This is a genomic window from Klebsiella sp. w6 (assembly GCF_033100215.1).
Taxonomy (GTDB): Bacteria; Pseudomonadota; Gammaproteobacteria; order Enterobacterales; family Enterobacteriaceae; genus Klebsiella; species Klebsiella variicola.
In genome coordinates this window covers 2,387,011-2,404,146 of sequence record NZ_CP136907.1, presented here as the reverse complement: position 1 = coordinate 2,404,146, position 17,136 = coordinate 2,387,011, and the positions used below count along the sequence as shown (strand labels likewise).

Genomic DNA, 17,136 nt, shown 5'->3' with positions numbered 1-17,136 from the left:
TTACACGGTATGGATGCGAATATCGTGCTGCTGAAAGGCAACGCGATATTCGCGACTGATGTTCTCTTCCACCACCAGCACATCGATATCGCTGCTCGCGGCCACCACAAACCGTGCCACTGCCGGAATTTTATCCGAGGTCAGGCCGATGATAATTTCGCTGCACTGCTTAATCACCGCTTTCTTGAACTCGCAGTCGGCGTAGTCAAAACCGGTCAGGCCCGACTCTGGCGCCATGGCGCAGCCGCCGATAAACCCCTGGTCGAATAACATGCCCTGCACCTGAGCCACCGCCGCGGCGCCGACGCAGCCGCCGCTCGCCCGCTGCACCTGGCCACCGAGGATCACCACGTCATACAACGGTTTTTTCACCAGTACCGCGGCGATCTCCGGGGAGTTCGTTACCACCGTCAGCGCCAGCTCAGCGGGTAGCGCCTCGGCCATCGCCAGATTGGTGGTCCCGGTATCGACGAAAATCGTGCCGCCGGGCTTCACCAGCCTGGCACACTGTTGCGCGATCCTGAGTTTTGTTGCTCGATTTTTATCTTTCCGTTCACTATAGTCCCCGGCTTCCGGCAGGCTCAGCACCGCCCCGCCATACACCTTTTTACAGAACCCTTCGCGACTGAGTTCATGCAGATCGCGGCGGATGGTGTGCTCCGACACCTGAAGCCGCGCCGCCAGCTCCGCGCACACCACTCTGCCATTTTCCTGCAGGATCTGGCAAATCAACGCTTGTCGCTGTTGGGGAAAAGCAGCATAATCGAGCACGATAACTCCTTAAATTATCAAAAACGAGCAACAGCAAGCATGATCGTCTGCGCTGCTTTGATTGTCAATGTTCCTGCCCGGAGGTTTACCATGAAAATTGCCCATTTCGCCCTGTGGACCCAACAGCTCGACGTCCAGGCCCGCTTCTGGGTGGAGTTCTTTGCCGCCAGCATCAATGAAAAATACCTCAGCCAGACCAACCCCGGCTTTGCCTCCTATTTTGTCACCATCGACGACGAGGTGGTGATCGAGCTGATGACCAAGCCTGGCCTGCAGCCGGCCAGCGCGGATAATAACCATACCGGCTGGGCGCATCTGGCCCTCTCGGTAGGCGGGGCGGAACAGGTCGATGCCCTCGCCCAACGCGCCGAGGATGCGGGGATACTGGTTTCGCCGCCGCGTACCACCGGCGACGGCTATTATGAGGCGGTGATCGCCGATCCCGATGGCAACCTGATTGAAATCGTCGCATAGTCAGCAGACCGCCAGTATTCAGGAGGTATTCATGGCACATTACCGAATTATCGACACCGCGACCTGGCCCCGCCGGGACCATTTCACCTTTTACCGACAATTTGCCAACCCCAGCTTTAACCTCTGTGTCCCGATAGCGGCGCAGCGCCTGTACGAATGTGCGAAGGACCGTCGGGTCTCGTTTTTTCAGCTCGCGCTCTATGCGCTACTGCGCGCGGCAAACGGAGTACCGCAGCTACGGCAGCGCGTGCGCAATGATGAGGTGATTGAATATGACAGCCTGGCGGTAATGACGCCGGTGATGACCGTCGAGGAAGGATTCCGCCAGGTATGGTGCGACAACGCCCCCGAGTTCACCACCTTCAGCGATGCGGCAACGCCGAAGATCGTCGCGGCAAGAGAGACAACGCCGGCGCCGCTCATCGTCGATGGCGAGCATTTTATCTGCGCCAGTTGTCTGCCGTGGCTCCACTTCACCTCGATGACCCATGCGGAATATGCCGTAGGCGCGGCGGTGCCCGCGCTTACCTGGGGGAAACTACAGAACGGCGTGATCCCGGTGGCCGGGCGGTTTAACCATGCCTTCGTCGACGGTCTCCACGCCAGCCGCTTTTTTGCTCTCGTGGAAGAGGGATTTAGCGACCCCGAGCGGCTCTGGCAACCGTTAACCGAGACCGCACCCTCACTGCTCGCCCCTGCGGCAAAGAAACGCTGAGGCCCTCGCCACGCTCACCGCCTGACTTCCTTCCTTCGGTCCGGCGGTCGCTTTCCTCTCCTGTTGCCTTTGCAACAGCCGGCGCAAAACGGCGCTGCATTTGCAGCAGTCCGCTCCATCAGCTGACATAGCCAACCCGCTTCCTGTCACGACTGCGCCTTCCTCTCTCACTGGCACGTGTTTTGCTTACCCACACATATAACCCACAGGCATTATGAATTATTTATTTATCTAATTTGTGCATAAGCTATTCACTGAATAAGAGAGAAGATGATGTCAGCCAGTTCACCCGCACAGCCTTACACCCAGTCCACGCCGCAGGCGCATATTATTGCCAGCGATGCGGAAGCCCTCGCCATCGCCCATGAGATCGCCGCCGTGCTCAAACCCGGCGCCGCCGAGCGCGACCGCACGGGCATTGTCCCGGCGGAGATCGTCAACACCTATTCCAACAGCGGACTGTGGGGCATCACGGTGCCGCGCCGCTTTGGCGGCGCCGAGGTCTCGGCCGCGACCCTCGCGCAGGTTATCGCCATTCTCTCTGCGGCGGATCCGTCGTTAGGCCAGATCCCCCAGAACCACTACTGCCTGCTGGAGGATATTCGTCTGCAGGGCAGCGACGACCAGCAGGCGTTCTTTTTCGCCCAGGTATTACAGGGCTATCGCTTCGCCAATGCCCTGTCGGAAACCGGGGGGAAAACGGTCCTTGACATTCGTACCCGTATCGAGGAAGGCGCGGACGGTCTGCGGATCAATGGTCGTAAAGGCTACTGCACCGGCTCGCTGTACGCCCACTGGATTGGCATTCTGGCGCTGGACGCCGACGATCGCGCCCAGCTCGCTTTCGTCCCCCAGAACAGCCCGGGGCTGACGGTGGTCAATGACTGGGCGTGCCTCGGTCAGCGCACCACCGCCAGCGGCACCGTGCTGGCCGATAATCTTCCGGTCAATCCTTTCCACCTTTTCCCAACCTGGAAGTCCTACGCCAGCCCGACTCTTGCCGGCCCCTTCGCCCAGTTGACCACCGCGGCAATAGATGCCGGGATCGCCCGCGCGGCGCTGGACGATACCGTGGCGTTTGTGCGCCACAGCGCCCGGCCGTGGATCGACGCCGGTGTGGCGCGGGCGAGCGACGATCCGCTGACTATCTACCATATCGGTCAACTGGACAGCCGCCTTGCGGCAGCCGACGCGCTGCTGGAGCGGGCGGGACGGGTGCTCGACCGCTATAAAAATGACCTCAGCGAGGAGCATGTCGCCGAGGCGTCGCTGGCCGTCGCCCGCGCCAAAATCTGGACCACCGAAGTGGCGCTGGAGGCCGCCAGCCGCCTGTTCGAGCTGGGGGGCACTCGCGCCACCGGTGAGTCGCTCAATCTAGACCGCCACTGGCGCAATGCCCGGGTGCACACCCTGCACGACCCGGTTCGCTGGAAGTATCAGTTGCTTGGCAACTGGGTGCTGAACGGCATTCGCCCGCAACGACATGACTGGAACTGATATGACGAGTCTGCTGGCGTTTTTCGCGGAAATCGACTGGAACGATGTGGCCCAGGCCGCCCTCGATACCCTTACCATGCTGGCCTGGTCGCTGGGATGGACCGTACTGCTGGGGCTTCCGCTGGGGATTGTGCTCTATCTCACCGGTGAGCCGCGTTTGCTGTACGCCCCGCGCCTTTACCGCCTGCTGTCATTGTGCGTCAACGTACTGCGATCCCTGCCGTTCATCATTTTGCTCATCGTGATGATCCCGGTGACCACGTTGCTGACCGGCACCTCGCTGGGGGTGGAAGGAACCATTCCGCCGCTGGTCGCCGGCTGCGCCCCGTTCTTCGCCCGGCTGGTGGAAACCGCCCTGCGCGAAGTGGAGCACGGCCTGGTGGAGGCCAGCTGGTCGATGGGCGGCAGCACCTGGCAGCTTATCTGGCACACGCTGCTGCCGGAGTCGCGGGCCGGGCTGATCGCCGCCGTGACCGTGACGGCCATTTTGCTGGTCGACTACACCTCGATGGCGGGGGTGATCGGCGGCGGCGGGCTGGGCGATCTGGCCATTCGTTTTGGTTATCAGCGCTTTCAGACTGACGTGATGGTGGTCACCGTCCTGATGCTGATTGCGCTGGTACAGCTTCTGCAAATGAGCGGCGACCGCCTGGTGCGCTACGTCAGCCGCAAATAACTTACCCTTCTCTGCTCAGGAAACCCTTATCATGAAAAAATCCATTATTGCCGCCGGACTGCTGGCCCTCTTCTCCACCGCAGCGCTGGCTAACGAGACGCTGATCGTCGGCGCCACGCCGGTGCCGCATGCGGAAATCCTTGAATTTGTGAAGCCGGTGCTGGCAAAGGAAGGCGTCGATTTACAGGTCAAGGTGTTTAACGATTTTATTCAGCCTAACCAGCAGCTGGCGGAGAAACACCTCGACGCCAACTACTACCAGTACCGGCCATTCCTCGATAACTACAACCAGACCCGCCACACCAACCTTGTACCGGTGGTGGGAGTGCATATCGAGCCCTTCGGCGCCTACTCCAGCAAATACACGACCCTCGCCGCGGTGCCTGACGGCGCCACGATCGCCATCCCTAACGATCCGGTGAACACCGGCCGCGCGCTGGTGATGTTAAGCAACGCCGGGCTGATTACCCTCAAGGATCCGCACAACCCGCAATCGGCAACCAAGGACATTACCAGCAACCCGCATCACTTTAAGATCCGCGAACTGGAGGGCGCCATGCTGGCGCGCGCGGTGAAGCAGGTCGACCTGGCCTTTATCTTTGCCAACTATGCGCTGGAGGCCGGTATCGACACCGATAAAGCGTTGCTGGTGGAAAAAGGCAGCGATCTGTACGTCGAATATCTGGTGGCGCGCCCGGACAATATTCAGGACCCGGGCATTCAGAAGCTGGCGCAAGCGCTGCATTCGGACGCAGTTCGTCAGTTCATTCTGACGCGTTATCAGGGCAAAATTTTACCTGGATTCTAATCACCGCGGGCAGCGGCGTCAGCCGCTGCCCGGGCTAACGGAGCGCATCATCGTGACGCATATCCCCGCCCCACCGACCCACATTGAGTTTGCTGGTATCAGCAAAGCCTATCCTAACGGCGTGCAGGCGCTACAGGACATTGACCTGACCATCCGTCAGGGCGAAATTTTCGGCATCATCGGCCGCAGCGGCGCCGGAAAATCCACCCTGCTGCGCCTGTTTAATCGTCTGGAAAATGCCGACAGCGGCGAGATGTTCATCCACGGCGAGTCAACCGTGCGCTACTCCACGCGCCAGCTGCGCGATCTGCGTCGGCGGGTGGCGATGATTTTTCAGCACTTTAACCTGATGGCCACCAAAACCGTGGCGCAGAACATCGCCTTGCCGCTGAAGATGGCTGGCGTCCCGGCCGGCGAACGCCAGCGTCGGGTCAGCGAGATGCTTGAGCTGGTGGGCCTCAGCGCGCTGCGCGACAGCTACCCGGCCCGCCTCTCCGGTGGCCAGAAACAGCGGACCGGCATCGCCCGGGCGCTGGTCACTCAGCCGGAAATTCTGCTGTGCGATGAGGCAACCTCGGCGCTGGATCCGGAAAACACCCTGTCGGTGCTAACCCTGCTCAAGGAGATTAACCAGCGCCTGGGCCTGACAATCGTGCTGATCACCCACGAAATGGAGGTCATTCGCACCCTCTGCGATCGGGTCAGCGTGCTTGAGGGCGGGCGCATTGTCGAACAGGGCGATGTCTGGCGCGTGTTTGGCAACCCGCAGCACCCGGTGACGCGCGCCATGCTCGGCCTGCAGCACCCCGATCGCCCGGAGGCCGGGCCACCGCTGCGCGACGGCGAGCAGATCGTGACCTTACGTTTTGACGGCAGCAGCGGTCGCGAACCCAATCTGCAGCATATCGCCAGCCTGCTGGGAGGCGACGCCCGACTGCTGTACAGCAACTGCGAGCGCATTCAGGGCCGGGTGATCGGCCAGCTGCAGGTCCGGCTGAGCGGGCCGCTGGCCGCCAGCGCGCTGGCGCAGGATGGCTGGGTCGCAGACAGCATTCTGACCCACCATCATCAGACAGCGGAAACCACTGCTTCTTAGCCATCGAATGGGATTATATTCCCGATCCTTTGCTAAGGATAATTAGTTATAAATCATAGCGTTTCAGTGTTAGACAGGGCGAAGTGCGCCTCTTATCTTTCGTCATGAATTGTAAATAACCACGCAATTATTTGATGAGGTAGCACTTTTGTCCAGATTACAACAAGGATTAAAAACCCGAAAAACCCGCTTCGCCCTGGCGCTAAAAGTGGCCCTGCTCGGCGGCGTGGTAGCATTTTCTTCTGTTGCCCATGCGGAAGGGATCCTGAAAGAAGGCATCACCCCGGCCACCGACGCCAGCCAGATCCCGGCCAGCGCCAAACTGCGGAAAGACACGGTGGTGGCCGGGATCTCCGAGCCGCAGGGGATCTTTAACCCCTACTTTTTCGTCAACGGCTGGGATGAGAACGTGACTAACGTCATTTTTTCACGCCTGATTGACTGGGACAGTCAGGGTAAGCTGGTCCCGGGACTGGCGGAGAGCTGGACGGTCAGCCCGGACAGTAAAGTCTATACCATCAAATTGCGCCCTGGCCTGACCTTCAGCGACGGTTCACCGCTGACGGCGGAAGATGTCGCCTTTACCCTGACGGTCCTGCTCGACCCCAAATATGATGGCGATACCGACATCACCCTGGCCAATATCGCCGGCGGCGCGGACTACAAAGCCGGCAAAGCTGACAGCGTCAGCGGCCTGAAGGTCATCGACCCGCTCACCCTGCAGGTGACCACCACGCAGCCAGGCGCCACCACGCTGGCCAAAATTGGCGGGCCGGTGCTGTCGAAAGCCTGGTACGGCAAAGGATATCAGCGGGGAAATCTCGACTATCTGCGTTCACTGCACGGCAAGCCACTGGGCAACGGCCCTTACGTGTACGACAAATACATTCCCGGTCAGGAAATACGCTTCCATGCCAATAGCCATTTTTACCGCGGAACGCCGCCAACACCGCGCTTTATCTACCGCGTGACCAATCCGTCGACCAACTTCCAGCTGTTCCAGACCGGGGAGACCGACTATGACGCCTTTACCTCACGCCCCGACGATATTGAGCAGCTGAAAATGCTCGGCTTCGCCAACATTAATCTTTACGGCTCCAGCGACTACAGCCAGGTGGAGTTCAACGTGCATCGCCCGGCGCTGCAGGATAAGCGCGTGCGCCAGGCGCTGATTTACGGTCTGGATCGGCAGAAGCTGATCGACGTGGTCTATCAGGGGTACGGCAAAGTCGCCATCGAGCCGATCGCCCCAATCTCCTGGGCCTTTAACGCTGAAGGCGTCAACCCTTACCCTTACGATCCGGCACAGGCCAAAAAGCTGCTGGATGAGGCCGGCTGGAAACCTGGCGCCGACGGTATCCGCGCCAAAGACGGCCAGCGCCTGGAGCTGACCCTGCTGGTGAGCAAGAAGGTGCTCAACGACGCTCTGATCCCCATCGCCAAGGAGAACTGGCGGCAGATTGGCGTACTGCTGAAGCCGCAGGTGGTGGATTTCAATGCCCTGATGGCGCAGCGTAAAGCCGGAAATTACGATCTGGCCTCCTTTAGCACCAGCACCCTCAACGACCCGCACGATGGGGTATGGGATTTTTACAGCAGCGAAGCTAAAGAGTCCGGCTACCATAACGCGGAAGTCGATAAGCTGATTAACGCCGGCAACGCGGTGCTCGACATTGAACAGCGCAAGCCGATCTACCACCAGCTGTATAAAGTGCTGGCCGACGATCCGCCGGTGATCCTGCTTGGCTATCGCAACATTCTTTCCGCCAGCAGCGCCCGCGTCAGCGGCTTTAAGCCGGATATCTACAACGGCCTGACCGGCAGCCTGCCGGATGTAAAAATCGTCAAGTAAATCCCCCTGGCCGCCGGGTTAACCGGCGGCTGATGTGAGACCATCATGAAAAATTTCATCCTGAGGCGCTTGCTGCAAACGCTGCCGATGCTGCTGCTGGCCTCCTTCATTATTTTTATGCTGTTTGCCAAAACCCCCGGCGACTTTATCGATGGCAATGTCACCCTGACCGCCGCCCGCGCCGCAGAGCTGAAGGCGATTTACGGCCTCGACCAGCCGCTGTTCACCCGCTACCTCCACTGGCTGGGACAGCTGCTGCGCGGTGATTTAGGCTTTTCACTGCAGTATCAGATCCCGGTCAGCCAGTTGCTCAACCAGTACATCTGGAACTCTTTTCTGCTGGCCAGCGTCGCGCTGGTCTTTTACTGGGGCATTGGCCTGGCGGTCGGCGTGGTTTCTGCCCTGCGACCCGGCTCCTGGTTTGATCATCTGGTGAGCGTCGCGGTGTTTGCCGCCATGTCGTTCCCCACCTTTTTCCTCTGCCTGCTGCTGATTAAATGGTTCGCCGTCGATCTCCACTGGCTACCGGTAGGCGGGATGACCAATACCGGCAGCGACGAGAGCGGCTGGCAGTATGTGCTGCAAGTGGCCGCCCACCTGGCGCTGCCGGTGCTGGCGCTGGTGATGCTGCAGGCGGGCAGCCTGACGCGCTATGTGCGCGCCAGTATGCTCGACGTGGTGAAAATGGATTTTATCCGTACCGCCCGCGCCAAGGGATTGCAGGAGCGCACGGTGATCCTCAAGCATGCCCTGCGCAACGCCCTGCTGCCGATTATCACCCTGCTGGGCTTCGAGCTGCCGGGGCTGTTCTCCGGGGCGATCATTACCGAAAAGGTGTTCAACTGGCCGGGGGCAGGCCACATCCATATCGACTCGCTGGCCGCCCGCGACTATCCGGTGCTGATGGGGTTTACCCTGTTTCTGGCGGTGCTGACGATCGTCGGGAATTTGCTCGCCGACGTGCTGTACGCCTGGGCCGATCCGCGTATTCGGGTGAGGTCATGATGATCCTGTCTTACTTTGCTTCCCGTCGCCGCCAGCGGCAGGCGGCTATCCCGGCGCTGGCGCATATTCCCCCCTCTCCCTGGCGCCAGGGGTGGCGACAGCTGCGCCGTAACCGGCTGGCCATGTTCTGCCTGATCCTGCTGGCGGTGATGGCGGTATGGTGCGTGCTGGGGCCCGTCTGGTCGCCATGGAGAGATGATGCCACCGATGCCCTGAGCATCAACCAGCCGCCCGGGGCGGAACACTGGCTCGGGACCGATTTTCTTGGTCGCGATGTCTACACCCGCCTGCTGCTGGCCGGGCGCATCTCGCTGATTATCGGCCTGCTGACCATGGTGATGTCGGTGTGCCTCGGCTACCTGCTCGGCGCCCTCTCAGGTTATGTCGGCGGGTTAACCGACAAACTGATCATGCGGGTGGCCGACCTGGTGATGACTATCCCCGGGTTACCGCTGTTGATCGTCGCCGGGGCGATGCTTTCTGAGCTCGATTTTTCCCCGGACTCGCGCATTTATATGGTGGTGGTGATGCTCAGCCTGCTGGAGTGGCCCCGACTGGCGCGGCTGGTGCGCGGACAATGTCTCTCCCTGCGCGAACGCGATTTTATGCTGGCCACCCAGGTGCTGGGCCTGTCGGCGCGTCGCCGGCTGTTTGGCCACCTGCTGCCGAATACCATTCCGATTCTGGTGGTGATGGCGACCATGGCCGTCGCCAACGCCATTCTCAGTGAATCCGCGCTGAGCTATCTCGGCCTCGGCGTGGTACCGCCGACGCCGTCGTGGGGCAATATGATGGATGCCGCCAATAGCCTGATCGATTTCCAGCGCCGCCCCTGGCTGTGGATGCCGCCGGGCATCGCCATCTTTATCACCGTGATCGCCATCAACGTGCTGGGCGATGGCCTGCGCGATGCCATGGATCCCAATATGAAACCGAGGCTGAAATGACCACGCCGTTAGTCGCCTTTAATCATCTCTCCGTCTCTTTCGCTGGCGAACGCACCCGCGTGCGCGCGGTGCAGGAGGTCTCTTTCACCATTCAGGCCGGTCAAACCGTTGGCGTGGTGGGCGAATCCGGCTGCGGCAAAAGCGTCACCGCCATGGCGCTGATGGGTCTCCTGCCACCGCAGGCGGCGCGCATCGACGGCGGCGAGATCCGCTTCGCGGACCGCGATCTGCTGCGGCTGAAAGCCAGACAGATGGCCGACCTGCGCGGCCACCAGCTGGCCATGATCTTTCAGGAACCGATGTCGGCCCTGAACCCGGTGTTGACCATCGGGGAGCAGCTGTGCGAACCGCTGATCCGCCACCTCGGCGCCACGCCGAAAGCCGCCTGGCAGCAGGCCATCCAGCTGTTAAGCGAGGTCGGCCTGGCGCGCGGCGACAGCCTGATGACCCGCTATCCTCACCAGCTTTCCGGCGGCATGCTGCAGCGGGTAATGATCGCCATGGCGCTGAGCTGTCAGCCCAAACTGCTGATTGCCGACGAACCCACCACCGCGCTCGATGTGACCGTGCAGGCGCAAATCCTGCGCCTGCTGCGTGACCGGGCGCGGGCCAGCCAGATGGCGATGATGCTGATTACCCACGATCTGGGGGTGATCGCGCAGATGGCCGAGCAGGTAGTGGTGATGTATGCCGGACGGATCGTGGAACAGGGCGCCACCGCAGAGGTGCTACGGCATCCGCAACATCCTTACACGCGTGGGCTGATCGCCTCCCGCCCGGTGCCGGGTGAGCGGCGTCGGCGGCTGTACTCTATTCCCGGCCAGGTGCCGGATCTGGCCGCTCTGCCGGCGGGCTGCGCCTTTGCCGGGCGCTGCGAGCGGGCGACGGCGCGCTGTCGGGAGGCGATTCCGCCGCTGCTCGGTGAGCGCCAGCGGGCCGCCTGCTTTTACAGCAAATTTGCGGAGGCGACAGCATGAGCGAACGCTATGTTATTGAAGTGGATGGATTGAAAAAATATTTTCCGCTGCGCGACGGCCTGTTTGGCCAGCAGACTGGCGAGCTTCGCGCGGTGGACGGCGTCAGCTTTAACATCCGTCCGGGCACCATTTTTGGCCTGGTGGGCGAGTCCGGCAGTGGTAAAACCACCGTCGGCCGGACCCTGCTTGGCCTGTATGAGAAGAGTGCTGGCAGCGTGAAATTTCACGGTCAGGAGCTGGCCGACCTGACCGCGCCTGCCCTGCGCGCCATCCGGCCCAGAATGCAGCTGGTGTTTCAGGACCCCTATAGCTCGCTGAACCCGCGGCTGCGTATTGGCGACGCGATTGGCGAGGCCATGCTGCAGCACAAGCTGTGCACCCGCGATGAGCTGTATGACCGGGTGATCGCCGTGATGAAGATCTGTGGCCTGGCGCCGGAACACTATGCCCGCTTCCCGCATCAGTTCTCCGGCGGCCAGCGCCAGCGGATCGGTATTGCCCGGGCGCTGATCCTCAATCCGGATTTTATCGTCGCCGATGAGCCCATCTCGGCCCTTGATGTGTCGATTCAGGCGCAGATCATCAATTTGTTTTCCGACCTGCGCGACGAGCGCGGCGTCACGTTCCTGTTTATCTCCCATGACCTCGGGGTGGTGGAACATTTATGTGATGATGTGGCGGTGATGTATCTGGGACAGCTGGTGGAAAGCGCCAGCCGCGATGCGCTGTTCAGCTGCCCCCTCCATCCCTATACCCGCGCCCTGCTGGCCGCGGTGCCAACCCTCGATCCGCACAGTGAACCGCAGGCGCTGATGCAAGGTGAGATCCCGGATCCGGCCAATCCGCCCCCCGGCTGCCGCTTTTCATCCCGCTGCCCGCAGGTCAGCGAGCGGTGCAGGAGAGAAGCTCCGGCGCTGCGCGAGGTGGCCCCGGGCCATCGGGTCGCCTGCCATGGGGTCGCGTCCTGAGCACAGTCGATGGGGTTATTTATTTCTAAACAACCGTCCGATTGTGCGCGGCAGCGCCAGGATTTACTATCCGCCCCGTCTTGTGAGACGCGTTATGAATGAAGCGTAATATTTTTGTTCATTTTTGCCCGATGGCTTCGGGCATTTTTTTCTCTACGCCCGGGAGCGATCCTGTCGGCAACACATTTAGCGGGGCGCGGTCGCCCGTCTGTCAAAACGCAGCAATGGAATTGCTTGTCCGCGTCCCGCTATCCCTTTCCCTTTATCTTCCCCGCCGGTGATTAAAAACCGGCAAAAAATAAGAAATGATGAGATTGCCAGGGGTATAGCTTTCTCTTATGTTTTAAGCGTGTACTCCCCATTCAGGAAACAACATCATGCTTAAGCGTCGCACTCTCAAAACAGCACTGGCGGCGGTTATTTCTCTTGCCGTCATGGCCGCGCCGGCGTATGCCAATCCGGGTAATGGCAACGGTAATGGCGGTGGTAATCACGGGAACAGTGGTAACCATGGCAATAGCGGCAATCATGGCAATAATGGCGACCATGGTAATAAAGGCCAGAATAAAGGTCAGTCTGCTGACGAGCATGGCAACCGCAAAAACTATGGTAAACCCGACCACGTCGACAGCGATATTAGCTTCTCACGGGCGCGCTCCCTTGCCGTGAACTACGGTCTGGTCGGCTATCAGGCGCTGCCTCCGGGTATCGCCAAAAATGTTGCCCGCGGCAAACCGCTCCCTCCGGGTATCGCGAAAAAGACCCTGCCGGCTTCCATGATTAACGACCTGCCCTATTATCCAGGCTATGAATGGCGCGCGGTCGGCGATGACCTGGTGCTGGTCGCCCTGAGCACTGCCATCGTCACCGCCGTGATTAACGGTGTGTTTGACTAAATCACCTGCTTATTGAAAAGCCTCGCCCCGGCGAGGCTTTTTTGTGCCTGGCGCTGGAGAATGACAACTCACTGGCATAATCGCTAAGATAATGGCTCAACCAACCCGGGACAGACTATGGACAAAGACACAGTAGTGACGCTGTTGAAATACAAGCGCTGGATTGACCTTGCCACCTTACAGGCGATCCGCGCAATTGACGGTACGGTATATGGCGAAAAACGTCACCTGACCATCAGGCTGATGAACCATATCCATGTCGTTGACATGATTTTCCGGGCGAACCTGCGCGGCAGGCCGCACGGTTACACCGCGCTGAATACCCCCGAGACGCCAACCGTTGATGAGCTGGAAGCGGCCATGACCGCCTGTACGGACGAATACATTCAGTACGTCAGCGCCATGACCCCCGCCGATTTCCACGAACGTATCGCCTTCAAATTTGTCGACGGCGGTGACGGCAATATGACCGCGATGGAGATGCTGAACCACATGCTCTTTCACGGCGCCTATCACCGTGGGGCGGTGGGCTGGATGATTGGCGAATGCGGCGGTGTGCCGCCGAAAGAGGTGCTGACGGTTTTCCTGCGCGACCATCATTCCTGAGGATGCGAAACCATCAGCCGTGAATCGCGCGGAGGATCAGCAGAAGTTCTGCCTGATGACGAGTATGGGTTTTCCGGTACAGGGCGCTGAGGTGGGTTCTGATGGTGGCGATGGATACGCCCAGATGTAAGGCGCATTCATCCGGGGTCATGCCCCGCACCAGCAGCTCCGCCACCGCATTCTCGGCGGGCTTGACGTTAAACAGCTCCATCAAGGCGCTGCCGGTGAGAAACGGCTCGGGAATAATCACGCAGGCGACCCCGGCAAGACGGGCTGCCGGGATCACGAGGATCGGTTTCGGCTGACGCCCGGCGGTATAGCACAGCCCTGCCTTCGGCGGCTCTGCCGTCCGGGTGGCCTGCTCGATGGCGCGTTTCAGCTTTTTACTGTCGGTATCGAGGCACAGCGTATCGCCCCCGCTATACCAGGAGAGGCGGGCGTTGGCGCGCAGGTAGCGTTCGGCATGCGCGCTGGCGTAGAGAATTTTACCGCCATGATCCACCAGCCATACCGGGTAGATCCCGTTGTCCATCACCGCGCTCTGGTATTTTATGGTGTCCCGCAGCTGTTCAAAGCGGGCGTGAAGCTGGCAGGCGGTTTTTAACGCCGGGATCAGGCGCCTGAACAGTTCAAACTGCACCGGCTGCGGATAAGCCGCCGTATTGGCCGTCATCAGTGACAGATAGGTGGCATAGCCATTGATGGTGCACAGCTTGACGCTGGTGAGATGATTCAGGTCGTTGGGGTGATGAAATTCATTGTAATAGACGCTGCCGGCAATAAACTTATCGCCTAAATATTCCCGGTCCCGATATATTTGCCCGACCGGTAACGCGGTCAATATTTTTTCGGCGGGATCGATAGCCAGAAATACATCGCGATAGGCGGTAAAGACCTTCTCCTCGAGCAGGAGTGAATCAGTCAACAGATGGGCATTGCCTTTGTCGTAAAACAGAAATGCCGCGTACTGATGGCCGGTCAGTAACGCCAGTTTCTGCAATGCCGATTTCCACAAATCGGGATCCAGGGTGGCCGTCAGCACCGTTTCCAGGATCTCGATGTAAATCAGTTCCGGATCAATCGCCATACCGCCACCTGTGAGTCACTGTTTCCGCGGCCGGGGCGGCGCATGTGGCCGCTCTAATCAGCATAGTTCCGCCAGTGAAACAATGACAGTTCAGGTTCGCTGAGCAGCCCGGGAAGCGTGACGCCACCGCGCTATCAAGGGGTTCAGGATCCACTGTCGCGGGTTTGGATAGCGCCCGCCTTCCGGCATAGCGTCCGCCAGACCATCAGGGCGCACACCAGGGTGACGACCGCCAGCCCGCTAAACAGTAGCGTATAAGCAGAGTCATAGCTCTCGCGCAGCGCCCGGAGGGAAAAGTCAGGCAAAAGCGCAGCCGCCTGCGGCATATTGCCAGCCCCCAGCCAGCCTGCGGCGCGGTCAATCACCTCAGGCGCATACCCGTGAACGCGACTTTGCAGGGTCAGGTTATTGCTTGCCGTTAATACCGCCGAAACGACCGCCAGGGCGATCCCCTCGCCGGCAACGCGAACGGTATTGAACAGGCCTGCCGCCATACCGGCTTTCGCCATCGGCACAGCGGAAATCGCCAGGCCGTCCATCAGCCCCCAGGGAAACGCCGCCCCTGCTCCACAGAGGATCAGCGCCAGCACCAGCTGCGGGAGATGGTGGCTGTGAAAAGCGTTCCCCAGCAACAGCAACCCGATGGAGGCCATCATCAGTCCCGCCGTGGACACGTGCCCCGGTGAAAACCAGCGGGTGAGCAGGGCCGCAACGGATGGGAAAACCAGCATCGGCGTGGTCAGCGCCATCAGATACAGTGCGCTCTGCGACTCACTCATCCCCTCTCCGCCCATAAAATGCAGTGGAACAATAATCAGCAGGACAACGTAGCAACAGCAGGTGGCGACAGGCAGCAACAGTACGCCGACAAAACGCGGATGGCGCAGCAGGGAGATGTCCAGCACCGGGTTGTTCACCCTCCGGCAGCGTACGACGAACGCCACGAACAGCCCCCCCGACGCGATGAGCAAGGCCAGCGTGGTCAGGGATAAAAAACCGCGGGCCGGAATGACCATAAGCGATGCAGTAAACAGCATCAGGGCCAGCGTAAACAGGAGTAAGCCGAGGTTGTCGGGTGTCCGCGGCTCGCTTTTTTCTGCCGCAGGCAGATACGCCAGACCGATAAGCAGAACTATCGCCGAGAGCAGCGCAAACAGGGCGTATACGCCGCGCCAACCCACCGCGTCGGTCATGAAGCCGATCAGCAGCGGGCCAAACGCCAGGCCGGCGCCGAACACCGTGCCCAGGATGCTGAATGCCCGCGTCCGCTGAGCGCCATCATACAGCTGGGCCAGCGCCGCACTGCCGCTGGCTAAAATCATCGCCGCGGCCAGGCCCTGCAGAGCCCTCAACACGCCTGACAGGAAGAGATTGTGCGTCAGGCAAAACAGCAGGCTGCTCAGGCAAAACAGCGCGGCGCCGGCGATAAAGATGCGTTTTCTGTCGATGGCATCCGCCGTCACCCCTGCGGCCAGCAAAAAGCTGCCGAAAGTCAGCATAAAGCCATTGGTCAGCCACGACAGCGCAGCGGGAGAGCCGCCCAGCGACTGCTGTATCGCGGGGGTGGTCATGACGCCGCCGGTAAAACTTAACGGCAGCAGCAAGGCCGCCATAAAGACAGAAAGCGCGGCCAGGGCGCTGGCGTATCGGGAAGGTGTTCTGGCGGTGAGTAACATCGGGCGGCCCTCATCAGTCGGCAAGAAATGAATAAACTGTCGCCATCCTATTGCGGATGTTAATGCCGATAAATAGACTGAAAATATCTTCTTAAGAGACATAAGGTTTATAATCGATGGACAGCCTCACCTCGCTGACGTCCTTTGTCCGCACCGCCGAAACGCTAAGCTTTGTTCAGGCCGCCAGGCTGCTGGGCATATCTGCCTCGGCGGTGGGTAAGAATGTCGCCCGGCTTGAGCATAAACTGGGGGTCCGGCTGTTCAACCGCAGCACCAGAAACGTCAGCCTGACGGCGGAGGGGGCCGCGTTTCTGACCCGCTGCCAGAGTATCCTGGAGCAGATCCAGGAGGCCGAGTCAGAGCTGACCAGCAGTCTCTCACAGCCCACCGGCAAACTGAGGATTTCACTGCCCGTCATTGGCTACCGCCTGTTGCTCCCCGCCCTCACCGCTTTTACCCGTCTTTATCCGCAGGTTGAACTGGATCTCGACTTTAGTGACCGGCTGGTCAATCTGATCGATGAGGGATTCGATGTCGCTATCCGCAGCGGTGAATTAGCGGACTCCCGGTTGATCGCCAGAAAGCTGGGAGGCTTTCGTTTTGTGCTCTGTGCCAGCCCGGCCTATCTGGCGGAATACGGCGTCCCCGGCTCGCCAGCGGAATTGGCGGCGCACAAGTGCATTTTTTTCCGCTTCCCCTCGACGGGGCTGATCCAGCCCTGGGAACTGCGCGATATGCGGCTGACGGGAGATTTCAGGGCCGCGGCCGTTGTAACGGTCAATAACATTGAGGCCGCCATTCGCTTAAGCGCGGCGGGGATGGGCATCGCTTATGTGCCTGATTTTGTCGTGCGCGAGGCCATGGATGAGGGACAACTGCAGGAGGTGTTGCCCGGCTGTTGCGTCAAGGATGGGCATTTCTCGGTCCTGTGGCCCGCCAGCCGCTACCTGTCACCGAGAATACGCTGTTTTATCGATTTTATGGCTGCGGCAGAGATACCTTTGTCACCCGCATCGGCAACCCCTCCCCTCTGAAAAGCCCTGCGCCGGATATCCTGCCGCCCGGCCAGCGAAAGCCGGCGGCAG

The 17,136-nt window shown here is 60.3% G+C and carries 16 protein-coding genes and 2 pseudogenes; 14 read left to right on the top strand and 4 right to left on the bottom strand.

Going from position 1 to position 17,136, the window contains the following annotated elements; genetic code table 11:
• Positions 1-771 (bottom strand): DeoR/GlpR family DNA-binding transcription regulator, encoded by a 771-nt coding sequence (locus R0140_RS11785; protein ID WP_012541499.1) that lies wholly within the window; start codon positions 769-771, stop codon positions 1-3.
• Positions 772-861: 90 nt separating this feature from the next.
• On the opposite strand from R0140_RS11785, the gene R0140_RS11780 reads away from it, so the two are divergent.
• From R0140_RS11780 to R0140_RS11720, 13 genes are all read left to right on the top strand, one after another.
• Entirely contained in the window at positions 862-1,245 is a 384-nt protein-coding gene (locus tag R0140_RS11780) for a VOC family protein (RefSeq protein WP_012541498.1), read from the top strand.
• A 31-nt stretch (positions 1,246-1,276) separates the two neighbouring features.
• On the top strand, positions 1,277-1,960 hold the full coding sequence (locus R0140_RS11775) for a CatA-like O-acetyltransferase, family 1 (RefSeq protein WP_008804595.1): 684 nt from the start codon (positions 1,277-1,279) through the stop codon (positions 1,958-1,960).
• A gap of 270 nt (positions 1,961-2,230) precedes the next feature.
• Entirely contained in the window at positions 2,231-3,457 is a 1,227-nt protein-coding gene (locus tag R0140_RS11770) for an SfnB family sulfur acquisition oxidoreductase (RefSeq protein WP_023322749.1), read from the top strand.
• Between the two features lies 1 nt (position 3,458).
• The gene (locus tag R0140_RS11765; protein ID WP_008804593.1) at positions 3,459-4,133 is read left to right on the top strand and encodes a methionine ABC transporter permease; all 675 of its coding nucleotides are present in this window, start codon (positions 3,459-3,461) and stop codon (positions 4,131-4,133) included.
• A gap of 31 nt (positions 4,134-4,164) precedes the next feature.
• A complete protein-coding gene (locus R0140_RS11760) occupies positions 4,165-4,941 on the top strand; it encodes a MetQ/NlpA family ABC transporter substrate-binding protein (protein WP_008804592.1) in 777 nt (258 codons plus the stop codon).
• Between the two features lie 52 nt (positions 4,942-4,993).
• Entirely contained in the window at positions 4,994-6,037 is a 1,044-nt protein-coding gene (locus R0140_RS11755) for a methionine ABC transporter ATP-binding protein (RefSeq protein WP_008804591.1), read from the top strand.
• Positions 6,038-6,185: 148 nt separating this feature from the next.
• Positions 6,186-7,889 (top strand): ABC transporter substrate-binding protein, encoded by a 1,704-nt coding sequence (locus tag R0140_RS11750; RefSeq protein ID WP_008804590.1) that lies wholly within the window; start codon positions 6,186-6,188, stop codon positions 7,887-7,889.
• 45 nt (positions 7,890-7,934) lie between these two features.
• Complete coding sequence (locus R0140_RS11745; protein ID WP_012968022.1) at positions 7,935-8,894, top strand: ABC transporter permease; 960 nt, start codon at positions 7,935-7,937, stop codon at positions 8,892-8,894.
• Positions 8,891-9,841, top strand: coding sequence for an oligopeptide ABC transporter permease (opp4C, locus tag R0140_RS11740; protein WP_012541495.1), 951 nt, complete (start codon positions 8,891-8,893; stop codon positions 9,839-9,841). Before R0140_RS11745 ends, opp4C begins: the two co-directional genes overlap by 4 nt.
• Positions 9,838-10,818 carry an ABC transporter ATP-binding protein gene (locus R0140_RS11735; protein ID WP_032754557.1) on the top strand — a complete coding sequence of 327 codons (981 nt, stop codon included), beginning with the start codon at positions 9,838-9,840 and terminating at the stop codon, positions 10,816-10,818. The genes opp4C and R0140_RS11735 overlap by 4 nt, the downstream gene beginning before the upstream one ends.
• The gene (locus R0140_RS11730) at positions 10,815-11,786 is read left to right on the top strand and encodes an ABC transporter ATP-binding protein (protein ID WP_032754559.1); all 972 of its coding nucleotides are present in this window, start codon (positions 10,815-10,817) and stop codon (positions 11,784-11,786) included. Before R0140_RS11735 ends, R0140_RS11730 begins: the two co-directional genes overlap by 4 nt.
• 377 nt (positions 11,787-12,163) lie before the next feature.
• Positions 12,164-12,682: an anti-virulence regulator CigR family protein gene (locus R0140_RS11725; protein WP_008804585.1), complete on the top strand. Its 519-nt coding sequence runs from the start codon at positions 12,164-12,166 to the stop codon at positions 12,680-12,682.
• 117 nt (positions 12,683-12,799) lie between these two features.
• Positions 12,800-13,288: a DinB family protein gene (locus tag R0140_RS11720; protein WP_032735805.1), complete on the top strand. Its 489-nt coding sequence runs from the start codon at positions 12,800-12,802 to the stop codon at positions 13,286-13,288.
• 36 nt (positions 13,289-13,324) lie between these two features.
• On the opposite strand, the pseudogene R0140_RS11715 reads toward R0140_RS11720, so the two are convergent.
• The 3 genes and pseudogenes from R0140_RS11715 to R0140_RS11705 form a co-directional block, all read right to left on the bottom strand.
• Positions 13,325-13,580: pseudogene (locus tag R0140_RS11715) on the bottom strand (transcriptional regulator).
• Positions 13,581-14,261: 681 nt separating this feature from the next.
• Positions 14,262-14,375, bottom strand: a pseudogene (locus R0140_RS11710) (LuxR family transcriptional regulator); the annotation flags it as partial.
• Positions 14,376-14,518: 143 nt separating this feature from the next.
• Positions 14,519-16,051, bottom strand: a complete 1,533-nt coding sequence (locus R0140_RS11705; protein WP_032735807.1) for an MFS transporter — start codon at positions 16,049-16,051, stop codon at positions 14,519-14,521.
• 116 nt (positions 16,052-16,167) lie between these two features.
• Between R0140_RS11705 and R0140_RS11700 the strand changes: the two genes are divergently transcribed.
• Entirely contained in the window at positions 16,168-17,085 is a 918-nt protein-coding gene (locus tag R0140_RS11700) for a LysR family transcriptional regulator (RefSeq protein ID WP_048268506.1), read from the top strand.
• The last annotated feature ends 51 nt before the right edge of the window (positions 17,086-17,136 follow it).

Coding starts and splice junctions, on each gene's coding strand:
- R0140_RS11780 (WP_012541498.1), top strand. CDS start 862: ATGAAAATTGCCCATTTCGCCCTGTGGACCCAACAGCTCGACGTCCAG.
- R0140_RS11775 (WP_008804595.1), top strand. CDS start 1,277: ATGGCACATTACCGAATTATCGACACCGCGACCTGGCCCCGCCGGGAC.
- R0140_RS11770 (WP_023322749.1), top strand. CDS start 2,231: ATGATGTCAGCCAGTTCACCCGCACAGCCTTACACCCAGTCCACGCCG.
- R0140_RS11765 (WP_008804593.1), top strand. CDS start 3,459: ATGACGAGTCTGCTGGCGTTTTTCGCGGAAATCGACTGGAACGATGTG.
- R0140_RS11760 (WP_008804592.1), top strand. CDS start 4,165: ATGAAAAAATCCATTATTGCCGCCGGACTGCTGGCCCTCTTCTCCACC.
- R0140_RS11745 (WP_012968022.1), top strand. CDS start 7,935: ATGAAAAATTTCATCCTGAGGCGCTTGCTGCAAACGCTGCCGATGCTG.
- opp4C (WP_012541495.1), top strand. CDS start 8,891: ATGATGATCCTGTCTTACTTTGCTTCCCGTCGCCGCCAGCGGCAGGCG.
- R0140_RS11735 (WP_032754557.1), top strand. CDS start 9,838: ATGACCACGCCGTTAGTCGCCTTTAATCATCTCTCCGTCTCTTTCGCT.
- R0140_RS11730 (WP_032754559.1), top strand. CDS start 10,815: ATGAGCGAACGCTATGTTATTGAAGTGGATGGATTGAAAAAATATTTT.
- R0140_RS11725 (WP_008804585.1), top strand. CDS start 12,164: ATGCTTAAGCGTCGCACTCTCAAAACAGCACTGGCGGCGGTTATTTCT.
- R0140_RS11720 (WP_032735805.1), top strand. CDS start 12,800: ATGGACAAAGACACAGTAGTGACGCTGTTGAAATACAAGCGCTGGATT.
- R0140_RS11705 (WP_032735807.1), bottom strand. CDS start 16,051: ATGTTACTCACCGCCAGAACACCTTCCCGATACGCCAGCGCCCTGGCC.
- R0140_RS11700 (WP_048268506.1), top strand. CDS start 16,168: ATGGACAGCCTCACCTCGCTGACGTCCTTTGTCCGCACCGCCGAAACG.